Raw genomic sequence first — 17,777 nt, forward strand, 5'->3', positions numbered from 1 at the left:
ACACGCACGAGGAGCAACATGGCACACGAGGAAGACGCGCTCGAGCACGAGAGGGCTTCATGGAAGCCCGCCTCCGGGCTCGCTGTCGTGGTGCCCGACCCCGTGCAGGGTACGGAGCTGCCGCCCCACCGTCACCGCGTCACCGACCAGGACCCCAAGGCCATGCGCCGCGCGGTCCGCACGGTCTACACGCTGTTCTACCTGTCGGTCGCCGCCAGCCTCTGGGCCAGCATCGCCTACATGATCTTCCCGATCGAATCGGGCGAGATGATCGACATCCGCAACAACAACCTCTTCATCGGACTCGGCATCGGCTTCGCCCTGCTGGCCATCGGCATCGGCGCGATCCACTGGTCGAAGGCCGTCATGTCCGACAAGGAGTACATCGAGCCGCGTCACGCGACGCGTGGTCGCGATGCGACGCGTGAAGGCGCCATCAACGTCTTCGTCGACGCGAACGAGGAGTCGGGCTTCGGACGCCGCGAGGTGATCCGCAACTCCCTCTTCGCCGCACTCGTCGCCTCGGTCATCCCCGGCATCACGCTCTTCCGCGGCCTGGCACCGGAGAACTCCCCCGAGAACCCGATCGCGGGCAACCCGGTGGCGCTCCTCAGCCACACGATGTGGAAAGAGGGCTCGCACCTCGCTCACGACCCGTCGGGTCGTCGCATCCGCGCCGCGGACGTCACCCTCGGTTCCGCTTTCCACGTCATCCCCGAAGAGCTCGCCGACCTCGGCCACGACGAGGGGTACCTCGAGGAGAAGGCCAAGGCGATCGTGCTGCTCATGCGCATGCTCCCCGAGCAGCTCACCGAGGCCGATGACAAGAAGGACTGGTCGTACGACGGCATCGTCGCGTACTCCAAGGTCTGCACGCACGTCGGCTGCCCCGTCGCCCTCTACGAGCAGCAGACCCACCACCTGCTGTGCCCCTGCCACCAGTCACAGTTCGACGTGGCCGACGGCGCGAAGGTCATCTTCGGGCCCGCCGCTCGTCCGCTGCCGCAGCTGCCCATCACCGTCGACGACGAGGGCTATCTCGTCGCTCGTAGCGACTTCACCGAACCCGTCGGACCGAGCTTCTGGGAGCGTCATTGAGTACCGGATCTCACCCCACCGATAACGTCACCCTCGAGCCGGCGGTGACCGAGACGCCGAAGCCCGAGGCCGGGCGCGACGGCAAGCCGCTGGGCGGCCGCTTCGTCGGCGCCGCAGCCAACTACCTCGACGAGCGCACGAGCATCTCGGGCCTCGTCAAGGAGCTCGGGCGCAAGATCTTCCCCGACCACTGGTCGTTCATGCTCGGCGAGGTCGCTCTGTGGAGCTTCGTCGTCGTGCTGCTGTCGGGAACGTTCCTGACGTTCTTCTTCCAGGCCTCCATGGTCGAGACGCACTATGACGGCGCCTACGAGCCGATGCGCGGAATCGCCATGTCGGCCGCGATGGATTCGACACTGCGCATCTCGTTCGACATGCGCGGCGGTCTGCTCGTCCGGCAGATCCACCACTGGGCCGCTCTCACGTTCATCGCCGGCATCGGCGTGCACATGCTGCGCGTCTTCTTCACGGGTGCGTTCCGCAAGCCCCGCGAGCTCAACTGGGTGATCGGCTTCATCCTCTTCATCCTCGCGATGGCAGAGGGCTTCACCGGCTACTCGCTCCCCGACGATCTGCTCTCCGGCAACGGTCTGCGCATCATCGACGGCATGGTCAAGGGCATCCCGCTCGTGGGCACCTGGATCTCGTTCCTCCTGTTCGGTGGAGAGTTCCCGGGCACGGCGATCGTCGGACGCCTCTACACGCTGCACATCCTGCTGCTCCCGGCGATCCTCGTGGCGCTGCTCGCCGTGCACCTCATGCTGATGATCGTCAACAAGCACACGCAGTTCGCCGGCCCCGCCCGCACGAACAGCAACGTCGTGGGCTACCCGATCCTCCCGGTGTACGCGTCGAAGATGGGTGGATTCTTCTTCATCGTCTTCGGTGTGATCGTCACGATCGCTGCGATGTTCACGATCAACCCGATCTGGAACTACGGCCCCTACGACCCGTCGCCGGTGTCGGCGGGTACGCAGCCCGACTGGTACATCGGTTTCGCCGACGGAGCGCTGCGTCTGGTGCCGCCGCACCTCGAGACGGTGCTGTTCGACCACACCTTCTCGTGGAACATCATCCTGCCGCTCGCCGTCCTGGGTCTGTTCATCGTTCTCGTCATGATCTACCCCTTCATCGAGGCGTGGGTCACGGGCGACAAGCGCGAGCACCACATCGCCCAGCGTCCGCGCAACGCCGCGACCCGCACCGCGATCGGCGCCGCCGGCGTCACGTTCTACGCCGTGCTGTGGGCAGCGGCATCGTCCGACATCATCGCGACGCACTTCTGGGTCACGATGGAGGGCGTCATCCACACCCTGCAGGCCCTGCTGATCATCGGCCCGATCATCGCCTACTTCGTCACCAAGCGCATCTGCATCGCGCTGCAGAAGAAGGACCGCGAGATCGTCCTGCACGGCTACGAGTCGGGCCGTATCGTCCGCCTCCCCGGTGGCGAGTACATCGAGGTGCACCAGCCGGTCGACGAGTTCGACCGGTGGAAGCTCGTCTCGAACGATGGCTATGAGCCGCTCGTCGTGCGACCGAACGCCAAGGGCCAGATCCCATGGCACGAGAACCTTCGTGCCGGCATCTCGCGCTGGTTCTTCGAAGACCGCCTTGCACCGCTCTCGCAGGCCGAACTCGACGCCGCGGCCGCGCATCAGCACCACGAGATCGAGCACCTCGCCGACGAAGAGGCGCGTGAGATCGAGGGCGCTCGCGAGCGCGCAGCCGAAGACGGCCGTCCCGCGATGGCACCGCATGACGAGCGCGCCGACGTGGAGATGCGCGCCCCGAAGATCCTCGACGAGACCGATTCGTCCGAGAAGAAGGATCCTCAGAAGGACGAGAAGTAGTCCTCCCGATCCGAATGCCCCGTCCCTGCCTCTTCTGAGGCGAGGGCCGGGGCATTCGCCGTTCTCCCCCTCCCCCCGTCCTCCGCCGTGTCAGGAATCCTGCGGCGACTGGCACCTCGGCCGCTCGTGCCGCGCTCGCGCGGGCCCTAACGTCGAACCATGACCGACCCCGCCTTCTTCGTCGCCCGGCTTGCGCACGAAACTGATCCCGCCGACGTCTACGCCGACCAGCGCGCCGGCCGCGACGTCGTGCTCGTCGACGTCCGCAACGACGAGGCCTGGCGCCAGGGACGCATCAGCGGGGCCCTGCACCTCCCCCACGCTGAGATATCGTCCCGGGCGCTCGATGAGCTCGACCCCGCGATCCCCGTGGTCGTGTACTGCTGGAGCCCCGGCTGCAACGGCGGCGTGCGGGGGGCCCTCGCGTTCGCTCAACTCGGATTCACCGTGAAGGAGATGATCGGCGGGTACGAGTATTGGGTGCGCGAGGGACAACCCACCGAAGACGACGACGGTCCGCTCCCCCGTGTCTTCGACCCGCTCGTCACTGTCGTGAGGACCGCGCGCGAAGCCCGCGTTCAGGCCGTTTCGACGTCCTCGGTGAAGTAGCGGCCGGCGGAGCCGTAGAAGACGGGGTGCTCCGCCCCCGCCTCGGTGTCGACGACATCGCAGACGACGGCCGTCACATTGTCGCGCGTGCCGGCTTCGAGAGCGAGAGCGACGATGTCGGCCGCGGCGTCGACCGCGGTACCGGCCGAGCGCAGCAGTTCGACGATGTCGAGCTCCGGCACGTAATCGGTCAGGCCGTCGCTGCACAGCAGCCACCGGTCTCCGACGACAGGCTGGCGTTCGAGCACCGAGATCGTGTCGTCCTCGCCACCCCCGAGCGACGCCGTGATGATGTTGCGTCGGGGGTGCGATGCTGCAGCCTCGGGGGCGAGGAGCCCGTGATCCACCAGCGCTTGCACGTAGGAGTCATCGCGGGTCTCGCGCGTGAACCAGCCGTCTCGCAGCAGGTAGGCGCGAGAGTCGCCCGTGTGAGCCACCAGGAGGTCGCCGGCGGCTCCGAGGAAAAGACCCGTGAAGGTGGTCGCCATGCCACGCAGGGCGGGGTCGCGCTCCACGTGGGCGCGGATGTCCCAGTTCGCCTCGCGAATGCGCACGACCAGCGTCTCAGGGTCGGGGATCATGGCCCCCTCTGCCACCAACCGATGTATGAGGGCGGCTGACGCGAGATCGCCCGACGGGCCGCCCCCGACGCCGTCGGCGACCGCTGCTCCCCAGGGTGCGGTGAACGCCGCATCCTGATTCGTCTCGCGGTGAACGCCGACATCGGAGACGGCGGCCGCTCTCAGCCGGATGGGCACGAGGTCAGCGCGCGAAGTACCCGCGGTAGTACTCGAACACCCAGCCGACGATGGCGACAGCGAACAGAGCAAGCCCGATGGGCATCAAGAACGTGCCGATAGCCAGACCCAGGACCGCTACGGCGGCGGACCCCGCCAGCACGAGCGGCCACCACGACCACGGGCTGAACTCGCCGAGCTCGGGGTCTCCGTCGTCGATGTCGGCGGTGAGCACGTCCTCCGGCAGCTCGCCTCCCTGCGCACGGTGCACGTGCTGCACGTAGAACGCGATGAGCGCGGACATGATCGAGGTGAACAGCAGTGCCGTCGAGCCGACCCACTCGACGCGGTTGACGAAATCACCCTGATAGTAGAGCAGCGACCACACGGTGTAGACGACCGCGAGGAGGAGGAAGAAGGCGGACAGCATCCACCAGAGACCGACGTTCGTACGCACTTACTTGACCTTTCCCTGGTCCGCATCGACGACCGGCGCTTCGGGTGCATCCTTCGCCGGACCCACGCCGACCGGGATGCCGGCCTCGGGGTGGTTCAGGTCGAACGCGGGCCGCTCGCTGCGGATGCGCGGGATGGACGTGAAGTTGTGACGCGGCGGCGGGCACGACGTCGCCCACTCGAGCGATGCGCCGTAACCCCACGGGTCGTTGACCGTGATCCGGGCAGCCTTGCGGGAGGTGATCCAGACGTTGAGGAAGAACGGGATCATCGACGCACCGAGGATCATCGCACCCACGGTCGAGACCTGGTTCTGCCAGGTCCAGCCGTCGGCTGCCGAGTAGTCGGCGTAGCGACGCACCATGCCGTCGACGCCCAGCCAGTGCTGGATGAGGAACGTCATGTGGAAGCCGATGAACAGCATCCAGAAGTGCACGAAGCCGAGACGCTCGTTCAGCATCCGCCCCGTCCACTTCGGCCACCAGAAGTAGAAGCCGGCGAACATCGCGAACACGACCGTGCCGAACACCACGTAGTGGAAGTGGGCGACGACGAAGTAGGAGTCGGACAGGTGGAAGTCCAGCGGCGGCGACGCGAGGATGACGCCGGTCAGACCACCGAAGACGAAGGTGAGGAGGAAGCCGAGGGCGAAGACCATCGGCGTCTCGAAGGTCACCGAGCCCCGCCACATCGTGCCGATCCAGTTGAAGATCTTCACACCGGTAGGCACGGCGATCAGCATCGTCATGAGCGCGAAGAACGGCAGCAGCACCGCGCCCGTCACGTACATGTGGTGGGCCCAGACGGCCACCGACAGGGCGGCGATCGCGATCGTCGCGTAGACGAGCGTCTTGTAGCCGAAGATCGGCTTGCGGCTGAAGACCGGGAAGATCTCCGACACGATGCCGAAGAACGGCAGCGCGATGATGTAGACCTCGGGGTGTCCGAAGAACCAGAAGAGGTGCTGCCAGAGCAGAACACCACCGTTCTGCGGATCGTAGATGTGCGCACCCAGAACGCGGTCGGCGGCGGCGGCGAAGATCGCGGCGGCCAGCACGGGGAACGCGAGAAGGATCAGGATGCTGGTGATCAGCGTGTTCCACGTGAAGATCGGCATGCGCCACATCGTCATACCCGGGGCACGCATCGTCAGGATCGTGGTGATGAAGTTCACCGCTCCGAGGATGGTTCCGAACCCGCTCATGCCGAGGCCGAGCATCCAGAGGTTTCCTCCGACGCCGGGCGAGAAGCTGGCGTTCGCGAGCGGTTGATACGCGAACCACCCGAAGCCTGCCGCACCGGCCGGGGTGAGGAAGCCGGCGACCGCAATGGTCGAGCCGAAGAGGAAGAGCCAGAAGGCGAAGGAGTTCAGACGCGGGAACGCCACGTCGGGTGCGCCGATCTGCAGCGGCAGGATCGCGTTCGCGAAGCCAGCGAACAACGGCGTCGCGAACATGAGGAGCATGATCGTACCGTGCATGGTGAAGAGCTGGTTGTACTGCTCTTTCGTGGGCACGATCTGCATGCCGGGCTCGAAGAGCTCGGCACGGATGATCAGCGCCATGACGCCGCCGAGGCAGAAGAAGATCACCGAGGCGATCAGGTACATGTACCCGATGGTCTTGTGGTCAGTGGAGGTGATCCACTTGACGAAGACGTTGCCCTTCTGCTCGATGCGCGAGGAGGTGAGCAGCGCCGCCTGCCGAGGGGGAAGAGTCGTCGGACGCGACGGGCCCGTCGCCTCTTCCGGGGGAAGTGTGGTCGTCATCAGCCTTAACCTTCCACAGCAGTGCCGAAGCCGGTGTTGTTCTGCAACCGGTCGTAGGCGTCATCGATGTCGCCGGTCTGTCCGTCGGAACGGAGGGTCGAGAGGTAGCTCTCGTACTCCGTCTCGCTGACGACCTTGACGTTGAAAAGCATCGCCGAGTGGTACTCGCCGCAGAGCTCGGCGCACTTGCCGGCGTAGGTTCCCTCGCGCGTCGGCATGAAAGACATGTAGTTGTCGCGACCGATGTACATGTCTTTCTTGTACAGGAAGTCGATGATCCAGAAGGAGTGGATCACGTCGCGCGACTGCAGCTCGATCTTCACGGTCTTGTTCACCGGGAGGTACAGCGTCGGCAGTGCTTCCTGGTCGACGTCGCCGTTCGAGGCGGGTTCGGCCTGGACGCCCATCGTCCAGACGGCGTCGGAGTTGTCCGCGCGGTCGCCGTTGTACTGGAAGTCCCACGCCCACTGCTTGCCGAACGCGGTGATCGAGACGTCGGGGTCGTCGTACTGCGTCTCGAGGATGGTCTGGTCACGCGCGGTGAACGCGAAGAAGCCGACCACGAGGATCAGGGGTACGACGGTGTAGAAGATCTCGATCGGCATGTTGTAGCGCAACTGCACGGGGAGACCGGTCTGGCCCTTGCGGCGGCGGTACACGATGACAGACCAGAGCATGAGGGCCCAGGTCACGATGCCCACCGCGAGGAGGACGAGCCAGGAGTTCACCCACAGGCCCGAGATCATCTCGGTGTGGTTCGTCGCCTGCACACCGTCATCGGTGAAGCCGGGGAGGAACCCGTTGAGCTCGGTCGTCGTGCAGCCGGCCAGGACGAGCGCCGTGGCGATCCCGACGGGAAGTGCGGCCAGGCGGAGGCGTCGTCTGGAGGGCGCTGTCTTCAAGGGCACAGTGCACCTTTCCGGGTCGAGAATATTGCTGTCTCAGTCTAGAGCAACCTCTTATGGTTCTCGGGCCAAGCATTCAGGTACGAAACGACGAAACCCGCGGAAGCCGCCGGATTTCCGGGCACTTCCGCGGGTCTGCGCGTGTCGTCTGCTATCGACGGGACGTCGAGATCTCTCGACGTCGAACGGCCTGACGGCCGCGGGCTCGTCTCAGTGGAACGAGTCGCCGCAGGCGCAGCTGCCCGCAGCGTTCGGGTTGTCGATGGTGAAGCCCTGCTCGGAGATCGTGTCCTTGAAATCGATCTTCGCGCCGTCGAGGTACGGGACGCTCATGTCGTCGACGATGACCTCGACACCGTCGAAGTCGACGGCCTTGTCGCCGTCGAGGAAGCGCTCGTCGAAGTAGAGCTGGTAGATGAGTCCGGAGCAGCCGCCGGGCTGGACCGCCACGCGCAGGCGGAGGTCGTCGCGACCCTCCTGGCTGAGCAGGCTCTTGACCTTCTCGGCGGCGGTATCGGTCAGCGACACACCGTGGTCACGGACGGTCGGCTCGGTCGACAGGGCAGTGTCGGTCATGACTCTCCTCAGGCGTGTGGGGCGAACGGATGCTGCAATTGTACGCCGCCCCCGGCGGCGCGGGCTCGATCAGATCGTACGCGCGTCGAGCTTCTCGAGCAGGAGCGCCTCCGACACCACGGCTTTGCGGAAGGTGTCGAGGTGCAGCGACTCGTTCGGACTGTGCGCCCGGGAGTGCGGGTCTTCCACGCCGGTGACGAGGATCTGCGCGCCGGGGTTCTCGCGGACCAGGTCGGCGATGAACGGGATGGAACCGCCCACGCCCACGTCGACCGGCTCGACGCCGTACCCTTCGCGGAAGGCGTCGCGCACGTCGTCGACGGCCCATCCGCTGGTGTCGACGAGGAACGCGTCACCGCAGTCGACGTCGGTGAATTCGAGCTGCGCTCCGAAGGGGGCGTGCGCGCGCAGGTGCGCCTCGATCGCGGCATAGGCGTCCTCCGCGCGCTGCCCGGGCGCGACGCGCGCGCTGATGACGACCGAGGTCTCGGGCGCGAGCGTGTTCGACGCCGCCTCCACGCTCGTGGCGTCGATGCCCGTGATCGTCACGGACGGCTTGTTCCAGATGCGGCCGAGGAACGAGCCCGTACCGATCGGCGAGACGCCGTCGAGGAGCCCCGTCTCCGAGCGGAGCGTCTGCTCCGTGTAGTCGGGGGTGGCAGCATCCCTCTCCTGCAATCCCTCGACCGCGACCGCGCCGTCGTCGTCCCACAGGGTCGCCAGGAGCTTGACCGTGGCGAGCATCGCGTCGGGGACGGCGCCGCCGAACATGCCCGAGTGCGAGGCGTGGTCGAGCGTGCGCACGCGCAGCGTGAACCGCGCGTTGCCACGGAGGGACACCGTGAGGGCCGGGGTCTTCTCGTCCCAGTTGCCCGAATCGGCCACGACGATCACGTCGGAGCGCAGCACGTCGGCGTGGTCGGAGAGGAACGTCGCGAACGAGCGCGAACCGTACTCCTCCTCCCCCTCGATGAAGAGCGCGACACCGAGGTCGAAGTCGTCGCCGACGGCGGCCGTGAGCGCGCGCAGGGAGGCCAGGTGCGCCATGACGCCGGCCTTGTCGTCGGCGGCACCGCGACCGTAGAGGCGGCCGCCGCGCACGGTCGGCTCGAACGGCGGCGACTCCCAGAGCGACTCGTCTCCGGGGGGCTGCACGTCGTGGTGGGCGTAGAGCAGGACGGTCGGGCGGCCGTTGCGCGCGCGGCGGACCGCGAGGACGGCGGGCTGGCCGAGTTCGTCGGTTCCGGGGATCGCCGCGCGGGCGATCTCGACGGAATCGAACACCCCGATCTCACGGGCGAGATCCGCCACGGCCTCGGCGCTGCGCTCTAGCTGCGTCTGGTCGAACGCCGGCCAGGCGATGGACGGGATCCGCACCAGGGCGCCGAGATCGGCGAGAGCGGTCGGGATACCTTCGGTCGCGGCGGAGCGCACAGCGTCCTGTCGGGAAGTTTCGGGGGTCATGCGGGTAATCTTAAGGCTCCCGCAACGACGTTTTCGAGGTTCACCGTGGCCAAGTCCCCCGCCCCCGCATCGAACGAAGCTCCCGAAGAGGAGTTCGCTTCCGGCAGCGGCAAGGGCCGCGCAACGCCCACGCGCGCCGAGCAGGAGGCCGCGCGCAAGCGCCCGCTCGTTGCCGACACGAAGGAAGCCCGCGCCCGCGCCCGCGCCGAACTCGCCGTCGCACGCGACCGCGCTCGAGCCGGCATGGCAGCCGGTGAGGACAAGTACCTCCCGCTGCGCGACAAGGGCCCGCAGCGCCGGTTCGCCCGTGACTGGGTCGACGCCGGTTGGCACCTCGGTGAGGCGCTCATGCCGATGGCGATCCTCGTGATCCTGTTCACCCTGATCCCGAACGTCTACATCCAGCTCTTCGCCTACCCGGTGCTCATGGTCTTCGTGCTGCTGACGATCGGTGACATGGTGCTCACCGGGCGCCGCGTGAAGAAGGAAGCCCGCAACAAGTTCGGCGAGGCCCGCATGGAGAAGGGCCTCGGCTGGTACGCGGCGATGCGCACCGTGCAGATGCGCTTCATGCGCCTGCCCAAGCCCCAGGTCAAGCGCGGCGGCTACCCGGTCTGATCCCGCTCACCCGCGGCGCAGTCCGCGGTTGATCTGTCGAGCCCAGAAGGGCCCGCGATACAGGAAAGCCGTGTAGCCCTGCACCAGGGTCGCGCCCGCCGCGAGGCGCTCTCGTACGTCGTCGGCCGTCTCGACCCCGCCGGCCGAAATCACGGCGAACTCCGCCGGAACGACCTCGCGCACGAGACGCAGCACCGCGAGAGCACGTTCCTTCAGCGGCGCTCCCGAGAGCCCGCCCGCGCCCGCCGCCTCGACGACACCCGCGGGGGTGAGGAGACCCTCTCGCGAGATCGTCGTGTTCGTGGCGATGAGGCCGGCAAGGCCCAGGTCCACCGCGAGACGCGAGACCGCGTGCACCTCGTCGTCGGGGAGGTCGGGGGCGATCTTGACCAGCAACGGCGCGCCGCCCGCAGCATCCCTCACCGCCTGCAGCAGAGGACGCAGGGTCTCGACCGCCTGCAGACCGCGCAGGCCGGGGGTGTTCGGTGACGACACGTTGACGACGAGGTAGTCGGCCAACGGCGCCAGGAGTTCGGTGCTGCGCACGTAATCGGCGGTCGCGGCCTCGACGTCGACCGCGCGGCTCTTGCCGATGTTCACACCGACGACGGTGCGCCCGCCACGCCGGCGCAGCCGGCCCAGGCGTTCCGCGGCCGCAGCGGCACCCGAGTTGTTGAACCCCATCCGGTTGATGACGGCTCGATCGGCCACGAGGCGGAACAGGCGCGGACGCGGGTTGCCTGGCTGCGCGAGAGCCGTGAGCGTGCCGACCTCGACATGTCCGAAGCCGAGCGCTCCGAGGCCGCGCACCATGCGCACGTCTTTGTCGAACCCGGCCGCCACGCCGAACGGCGAATCGAACTCGAGGCCGAGGGCCCGCGTGCGCAGTTCGGGGGCGGGTGCCGTCACGGCGCGCACGGCCCAGGAGAACGGGCGCACGCCGAACAGCCGGATCACCGGCACGGCGAGGTGGTGGGCGCGCTCGGGATCGATCCGCGACAGCACGTGCCGGAAGAGAAGGGGATACATCCCCGCCAGGTTACTGGACCGCGTCAGTCGACCTGCGCCGCGTCGCGCGCCCGGCGACGATCGCGGTGATCCACACGCAGCTGCTCGATGGCCGTCTCGAAGTCCTCCAGCGACTCGAACGCCTGGTAGACGCTGGCGAAGCGCAGGAACGCCACCTCGTCGAGCTCGCGGAGAGGACCCAGGATCGCCAGACCGATCTCGTTCGCGTCGATCTGCGACGAACCGGTCTGGCGTACGGCCTCTTCGACCGACTGTGCCAGCATCGCGAGATCGGCGTCGGTCACGGGGCGGCCCTGGCAGGCTTTGCGAACGCCCGACATGACCTTCTCGCGACTGAACGGTTCGATCACGCCGGAGCGCTTGATGACGTTCAGGCTCGCCGTCTCGACGGTCGAGAACCGACCGCCGCACTGGGGGCACTGGCGTCGACGACGGATGCTGAGGCCGTCATCGCTCGTTCGGGAGTCGATGACACGGGAATCGGGGTGGCGACAGAAGGGGCAGTGCATGGCACCGAAAGACTACGCCTCGAACCGGGCCACGACGGCCTCGCCGTGCGCCGGCAGGGCCTCGGCCTCGGCGAGGGCGACGATTCCGTCGCGCACGGTCGCGAGAGCGGCACGGTCGTACTCGATGACCTGCTGCGGACGGAGGAACGTGGCGGCCGACAGACCCGGCTGGAAGCGCGCCTGACCACCCGTCGGGAGCACGTGATTGCTGCCCGCGAGGTAATCCCCCAGGCTGACCGGGGTGTGCGGGCCGACGAAGATCGCTCCGGCGTGCACGAATTCCTCCGGGCGGGCGTCCGCGAGCTGCAACTCGAGGTGCTCGGGTGCGTAGGCGTTGCTGAACGCGGTTGCCGCATCGATGTCGTCGACGAGGACGATCGCCGACTGCGGACCGGTGAGCGCAGCCGCCACTCGTGCGCTGTGGCGGGTCGCGGCGGCTCGCGCGTCGACGGCGGCCGAGACGGCGAGGGCGAGCTCGGGAGAATCGGTCACGAGCACCGCGGAGGCCTGTTCGTCGTGCTCGGCCTGGCTCACGAGATCGGCGGCGACCAACCGGGCATCGGCCGAGGCATCGGCGACGACGAGGATCTCGGTCGCACCGGCCTCCGAGTCCGTGCCGACCCGACCGGCGACAACGCGCTTGGCGGCGGCGACGAAGTTGTTTCCCGGGCCGGTCACGACGTCGACGGGCTCGAGCCCGATGGCCGGCACACCGTGGGCGAGAGCCCCGATCGCGCCGGCACCGCCCAGCGCGTACACCTCGGTGACACCGAGGAGGTGGGCGGCCGCGAGGATCGTGGGGTGCACCCGTCCGCCGAACTCGCGCTGGGGCGGCGACGTGAGGGCGACCTCGGATACGCCCGCGACCTGCGCGGGAACCACATTCATCACAACGCTCGACGGGTACACGGCCTTGCCGCCCGGCACGTAGACGCCCACCCGGCGCACGGGCTGCCAGCGCTGCGCCACCCGGGCGCCCGGCGCGAGTTCGGTCACGACCGGTGCGGGCACCTGCGCGGCGGATGCCCGGCGCACCCGCGCGATGGCCTCCTCGAGAGCGGCTCGCACATCAGGGGCGAGCTGGCCGAGTGCCTCCACGAGGTGGGATGCCGGAACCCGGAGGTCGTGGTCGCTCACCCCGTCGAACGCGGTGGCCTGTTCGCGGAGCGCGGCCTCTCCGCGCTCCGCGACGTCGGCGACGATCTCCGAGGCGACACTCAGCGCCTCGTCACGGGCTCCTTCGGCACGCGGAACGGCGGCGAGCAACTCGGCCGGTGACAGGGTGCGACCGCGCAGATCGATGGTTCGAAGCATCCGTCAAGGCTACCGGCTGGAGCCGGTGGCCCTCAGCCGCGCGTGACGCCGGTGACGTCGTGCAGATAGCCCACGCGACCGTCTTCGTGCCGGACGACGAAGGCTTCGCCCCGGTCTTCGATGACGAGCGCCCAGGCTGTCGGGCCGATGCGGAAGAGCGGGTTGCCGTAGTCGTCGACGACGTCGCGCTCCACCGGCACGAGCGCCCAGAAGGCCTGCGTCTGCGCCTGTGCGGGGAACTGGGTGGTGCGGACGGTGTCGTCGTTCGCGGGAGCCCCGTCGTCGTCGGAGATCTGCGTCGTCTCCCCGGTGTGCAGCGGGGCGAAGACGTCGGTGCCGTAGGCGCCGGTGTCGGCGGTCGGGCTGCTGAAAGCGCCGGTGTCGGACTGATCGGCGGCCGGCTGGACGCCAGTGTCGTACGAGCCGGTGTCGTGCGATGCCGGCGGAACGTAGGCCGGAGCCGCGTGCTGCTCGGCGGGTGCCGGGGTGGGGCGCTCCGGACGCGGGGTCTTCGGCCGGGCGACGACCGCGCGGATCGGACGGGCGTTGCGGTGGGCGGGCACCTCGCGGCGGTCCTGGAAGTCCTGCTCGAGGGAGGGGATGAACGGCGCGAAGACGGTGAGCACGACGCCGGCGAGCATCAGCACGAGCTCGACCCAGATCACCCACGAACGCACCCAGGCGCCCGTCTCGATCGAGATCGCGACGGTCTCCCACACCGACTGCAGCCAGTAGATCGCGGCGACGGAGAAGGCGACCGAGGCGAACTGGTCGATGCCGAGCGACCCGACGCGCGGGATGCCCTGCGGCGAGAGTCGTCGGAGGATGACGAGGAAGACGGCGACCGTCGGCACGCCGATCGAGAGGATCCAAGCCAGGCCGGACACCCACACGTTCAGTCCTCCGACGAGAGCGGCCGGCGCCCCGACGAGGAGGTTCACGGGGAAGAACGACACGATGAACGCGACGAGCCACACCCCGCCCAGGGCGACTTCGCGCACCGAGAAGGGTCCGACGCCGTACTGCGGCGGAGCACCCGTGGCCTTCGCGTCATCGGCATCCGTCGACGGCGCGGCCTCGGGCTCGCTGCTCGCGCTCTCGGTCGCCGCGACCTGGTCGTTCGACTGCGCCGTGGGTTCGTCCACGGAGGTGTCTGCCAGGGTCTTGTCGTTCAGATTCTCGTCGGTCACGATGGTCCTCTCCGCTGTCGCGCCGGGGGTGCGCGCCGTCCGATCTTAGTCGCGCGCTGTGTCGAATCCCTGCGCGGCGCGACGTTCGACGTCACTCTCGACGACGACGGTCTGGCGGCTCTCGGGGTTCGCGCGAGCGGGGTCTCAGCCGAGGCAGTTCGGGCCCAGCAGCCCCTTCAGCTCGCCGTACAGATCGGCCGTGACTCGCACGGGCATGGGCACCTCGAAGACCTTCGCGGTGCCTCCGCGGTGCAGTCGGAGAGACACCTCGGTCTCGCCGCGATGCCGCTCGAGCACTTCCGCGAGGTCTTTCACGAGCACCTCCGTGGCCCGCTGCTCGGGCATCAGCAGCACGAGAGGCCCGGAGGCATCGACGGCGCCGAGGTCGGGAGACAGGGCGGACTGCGCGTGCAGGTTCAGCCCGTCATCCCGTCGGGACACGCGCCCGCGCACCACGAGAATCGAGTCCTGCTGCAGGACGGGTGAGAACTCCTGGTAGGTCTTGCCCATGAACATGACCGTGACCTCACCGTCGAAGTCCTCGACCGTGATCATGCCGTAGGGATTGCCGCTCGCCTTCGCCACGCGGTGCTGCACGCTCGTCACGAGGCCCGCGACGGTCACCTGGTCGCCGTCTTCGATGCTCTCGGAGGCCAGGAGGTCGTGGATGCTGGTCGACGCGTGCTTGGCGAGGGGTACCTCGAGGCCGGCCAGCGGGTGATCGGACACGTAGAGCCCGAGCATCTCGCGCTCGAAGGCGAGCTTGTCCTTCTTCGTCCATTCCGGGCGATCGGGCACCTTGGCCGGCACGGCCTCCTCGGCCTCGTCGTACAGGCTGTCGAAGTCGAAGCCGATGGCCCCCGTCGCTTCCTTCCGCTTCACGTCGACCGCCGCTTCCGCGGCATCCTCGTGGATCTCGTGGAGCGCACGGCGCGTCGCCCCCATCGAGTCGAACGCGCCCGCCTTGATGAGCGATTCGACCGTGCGCTTGTTCGCCGCGGGTCCGGGCACGCGGGCGAGGTAGTCGTGGAACGACGTGAAGGGTCCGTCAGCGCGGGCGGCGACGATTCCGTCGACCACGTTCGCGCCGACGTTGCGCACGGCGCCGAGTCCGAAGCGGATGTCTTCGCCGACGGCCGCGAAGTAGCGGATCGACTGACCGACGTCGGGCGGCAGCACCTTGATGCCCATGCGACGGCACTCGTTGAGGTAGACGGCCATCTTGTCTTTCGAGTCACCGACGCTCGTCAGGAGCGCGGCCATGTACTCGGCCGGATAGTGCGCCTTCAAGTAGGCGGTCCAGTACGAGATCATCCCGTAGGCGGCCGAGTGCGCCTTGTTGAAGGCGTAGTCGGAGAACGGCAGCAGGATGTCCCAGAGGGTCTTCACGGCCGCTTCGCTGAAGCCGTTCTTCTTCATGCCGCCCTCGAAGCCCGCGTACTGCTTGTCGAGCTCGGACTTCTTCTTCTTGCCCATCGCTCGGCGGAGGATGTCGGCCTCGCCGAGGGTGAAGCCGGCCACGCGCTGCGCGATCGCCATCACCTGCTCCTGGTAGATGATCAGGCCGTAGCTCGTGTCGAGGATGTCGGACAGCGCCTCTTCGAGCTCGGGGTGGATCGGCGTGATCTCCTGCTGACCCGTTTTGCGCAGCGCGTAGTTGATGTGCGAGTTCGCGCCCATGGGGCCCGGACGGTACAGCGCGATGAGGGCGGAGATGTCTTCGAAGTTGTCGGGCCGCATGAGCCGCATGAGGCTTCGAAGCGGGCCGCCGTCGAGCTGGAACACGCCGAGCGAATCACCGCGCGTGAGCAGGTCGTAGGCGCCGCGATCATCGAGGGGCAGGTCTTCGAGAACGAGCGGGTGCCCCCGGTTCGCCTCGATGTTGTCGAGTGCATCGTTGATGATCGTGAGGTTGCGCAACCCCAGGAAGTCCATCTTGATCAGGCCGAGCGACTCGCACGCGGGGTAGTCGAACTGCGTGACGATCTGGCCGTCCTGCTCGCGGCGCATGATCGGGATGATGTCGATGAGCGGCTCGCTCGACATGATGACGCCGGCCGCGTGGACGCCCCACTGGCGCTTCAGGTTCTCGAGGCCGACCGCCGTGTCGAAGACCGTCTTGGCCTCGGCGTCGGTCTCGATGACGGTGCGGAACTCCGACGCCTCCTTGTACCGGGGGTGGTTCTTGTCGAACATGCCGCCGAGGGGCATGTCTTTACCCATGACCGCCGGGGGCATGGCCTTCGTGAGCCGCTCCCCCATGCTGAAGGGGAAGCCGAGCACGCGCCCGGCGTCTTTCAGCGCCTGCTTCGCCTTGATCGTGCCGTAGGTCACGATCTGCGCGACCCGCTCGCTGCCGTACTTCTCGGTGACGTACTGGATGACCTCGCCGCGGCGACGGTCGTCGAAGTCGACATCGAAGTCGGGCATCGAGACGCGGTCGGGGTTGAGGAAGCGCTCGAAGATCAGACCGTGCTGCAGCGGGTCGAGGTCGGTGATGCGCATCGCGTACGCCGCCATCGATCCCGCACCGGAACCTCGCCCGGGCCCCACGCGGATGCCGTTTTCTTTCGCCCAGTTGATGAAGTCGGCGACGACGAGGAAGTAGCCGGGGAAGCCCATCTGCACGATGACGCCGGTCTCGTACTCGGCCTGCTTGCGCACCTCGTCGGAGATGCCCTCGGGGTAGCGGTACTCGAGGCCCTTCTCGACCTCTTTGACGAACCACGACTCTTCCGTCTCGCCCGCGGGCACGGGGAAGCGCGGCATGTAGTTGGCCGAGGTGTCGAACTCGACGTCGCAGCGCTCGGCGATGAGGAGCGTGTTGTCGCAGGCCTCGGGGTGGTCGCGGAAGACCTGCCGCATCTCGGCGGCGGTCTTGACGTAATAGCCGTCGCCGTCGAACTTGAAGCGCTTCGGGTCGTCGAGGGTGGACCCGGACTGCACGCAGAGCAGGGCGGCGTGACTCGTCGCGTCATGCTGGTGCGTGTAATGGAGGTCGTTCGTGCCGACGAGCGGGATGCTGAGTTCCTTGGCGATCTTCAACAGATCACCCATCACGCGGCGCTCGATCGAGAGACCGTGGTCCATCAGCTCGACGAAGTAGTTGTCGCGGCCGAAGATGTCTTGGAACTCGGCGGCGGCGGCCTTCGCGGCGTCGTACTGGCCGAGACGCAGGCGGGTCTGCACCTCGCCCGAGGGGCAGCCGGTGGTGGCGATGAGCCCCTTGGAGTAGGTCTGGAGCAGTTCGCGGTCCATGCGGGGCTTGAAGTAGTAGCCCTCCATGCTCGCTTTCGACGACAACCGGAACAGGTTGTGCATGCCCTGGGTCGTCTCGGAGAGCAGAGTCATGTGGGTGTACGCGCCCGAGCCCGAGACGTCGTCGCTCTGCTGCTCGGGGCTGCCCCACCGCACGCGGGCCTTGTCGGAGCGGTGCGTGCCCGGGGTGACGTAGGCCTCGATGCCGATGATCGGCTTGATGCCGGCATCTTTCGCGGTCTTGTAGAACTCGTAGGCCGCGAAGGTGTTGCCGTGGTCGGTGACGGCGATCGCCGGCATGTCGAGCCGGGCCGCCTCTTGGACCATCGGCCCGATCCGGGCCGCGCCGTCGAGCATCGAGTACTCGCTGTGCACATGGAGGTGAACGAAGGA

15 protein-coding genes are annotated in these 17,777 nt (G+C 67.7%); 4 read left to right on the top strand and 11 right to left on the bottom strand.

The window, feature by feature from the left end:
• Positions 1-18 precede the first annotated feature (18 nt).
• From qcrA to ABTU82_RS13415, 3 genes are all read left to right on the top strand, one after another.
• Positions 19-1,098 carry a cytochrome bc1 complex Rieske iron-sulfur subunit gene (gene qcrA, locus ABTU82_RS13405; RefSeq protein WP_116648442.1) on the top strand — a complete coding sequence of 360 codons (1,080 nt, stop codon included), beginning with the start codon at positions 19-21 and terminating at the stop codon, positions 1,096-1,098.
• Between the two features lie 44 nt (positions 1,099-1,142).
• Complete coding sequence (qcrB, locus tag ABTU82_RS13410) at positions 1,143-2,951, top strand: cytochrome bc1 complex cytochrome b subunit (RefSeq protein WP_407173864.1); 1,809 nt, start codon at positions 1,143-1,145, stop codon at positions 2,949-2,951.
• Between the two features lie 159 nt (positions 2,952-3,110).
• Positions 3,111-3,560, top strand: a complete 450-nt coding sequence (locus tag ABTU82_RS13415) for a rhodanese-like domain-containing protein (protein WP_407173819.1) — start codon at positions 3,111-3,113, stop codon at positions 3,558-3,560.
• On the opposite strand, the gene ABTU82_RS13420 is transcribed toward ABTU82_RS13415, so the two are convergent.
• From ABTU82_RS13420 to ABTU82_RS13445, 6 genes are all read right to left on the bottom strand, one after another.
• Complete coding sequence (locus ABTU82_RS13420) at positions 3,530-4,318, bottom strand: PP2C family protein-serine/threonine phosphatase (protein ID WP_407173820.1); 789 nt, start codon at positions 4,316-4,318, stop codon at positions 3,530-3,532. The two genes, ABTU82_RS13415 and ABTU82_RS13420, sit on opposite strands and share 31 nt — an antisense overlap.
• A gap of 4 nt (positions 4,319-4,322) precedes the next feature.
• A complete protein-coding gene (locus ABTU82_RS13425) occupies positions 4,323-4,754 on the bottom strand; it encodes a cytochrome c oxidase subunit 4 (protein WP_407173821.1) in 432 nt (143 codons plus the stop codon).
• Positions 4,755-6,521: an aa3-type cytochrome oxidase subunit I gene (ctaD, locus tag ABTU82_RS13430; RefSeq protein ID WP_116648437.1), complete on the bottom strand. Its 1,767-nt coding sequence runs from the start codon at positions 6,519-6,521 to the stop codon at positions 4,755-4,757.
• A gap of 5 nt (positions 6,522-6,526) precedes the next feature.
• On the bottom strand, positions 6,527-7,429 hold the full coding sequence (gene ctaC / locus ABTU82_RS13435) for an aa3-type cytochrome oxidase subunit II (RefSeq protein ID WP_407173822.1): 903 nt from the start codon (positions 7,427-7,429) through the stop codon (positions 6,527-6,529).
• 207 nt (positions 7,430-7,636) lie between these two features.
• Positions 7,637-8,002: an iron-sulfur cluster insertion protein ErpA gene (gene erpA, locus ABTU82_RS13440; RefSeq protein WP_116648436.1), complete on the bottom strand. Its 366-nt coding sequence runs from the start codon at positions 8,000-8,002 to the stop codon at positions 7,637-7,639.
• Between the two features lie 69 nt (positions 8,003-8,071).
• Positions 8,072-9,466: a dipeptidase gene (locus ABTU82_RS13445; protein ID WP_407173823.1), complete on the bottom strand. Its 1,395-nt coding sequence runs from the start codon at positions 9,464-9,466 to the stop codon at positions 8,072-8,074.
• Positions 9,467-9,511: 45 nt separating this feature from the next.
• On the opposite strand from ABTU82_RS13445, the gene ABTU82_RS13450 reads away from it, so the two are divergent.
• A complete protein-coding gene (locus ABTU82_RS13450; RefSeq protein ID WP_116648434.1) occupies positions 9,512-10,084 on the top strand; it encodes a DUF3043 domain-containing protein in 573 nt (190 codons plus the stop codon).
• A 6-nt stretch (positions 10,085-10,090) separates the two neighbouring features.
• Here ABTU82_RS13450 and ABTU82_RS13455 read toward each other — a convergent pair whose 3' ends face one another.
• From ABTU82_RS13455 to dnaE, 5 genes are all read right to left on the bottom strand, one after another.
• Positions 10,091-11,113, bottom strand: coding sequence for a quinone-dependent dihydroorotate dehydrogenase (locus tag ABTU82_RS13455; protein ID WP_407173824.1), 1,023 nt, complete (start codon positions 11,111-11,113; stop codon positions 10,091-10,093).
• 23 nt (positions 11,114-11,136) lie between these two features.
• Entirely contained in the window at positions 11,137-11,622 is a 486-nt protein-coding gene (gene nrdR / locus ABTU82_RS13460) for a transcriptional regulator NrdR (protein WP_116648432.1), read from the bottom strand.
• A 12-nt stretch (positions 11,623-11,634) separates the two neighbouring features.
• Positions 11,635-12,936: a histidinol dehydrogenase gene (hisD, locus tag ABTU82_RS13465; protein ID WP_116648431.1), complete on the bottom strand. Its 1,302-nt coding sequence runs from the start codon at positions 12,934-12,936 to the stop codon at positions 11,635-11,637.
• Positions 12,937-12,968: 32 nt separating this feature from the next.
• Positions 12,969-14,126 carry a hypothetical protein gene (locus ABTU82_RS13470; RefSeq protein ID WP_407173825.1) on the bottom strand — a complete coding sequence of 386 codons (1,158 nt, stop codon included), beginning with the start codon at positions 14,124-14,126 and terminating at the stop codon, positions 12,969-12,971.
• A gap of 144 nt (positions 14,127-14,270) precedes the next feature.
• Positions 14,271-17,741 (bottom strand): DNA polymerase III subunit alpha, encoded by a 3,471-nt coding sequence (gene dnaE, locus ABTU82_RS13475; RefSeq protein ID WP_240606954.1) that lies wholly within the window; start codon positions 17,739-17,741, stop codon positions 14,271-14,273.
• Between the last annotated feature and the right edge of the window lie 36 nt (positions 17,742-17,777).

Source organism: Microbacterium deferens, from assembly GCF_045517775.1.
Lineage (GTDB): Bacteria > Actinomycetota > Actinomycetes > Actinomycetales > Microbacteriaceae > Microbacterium.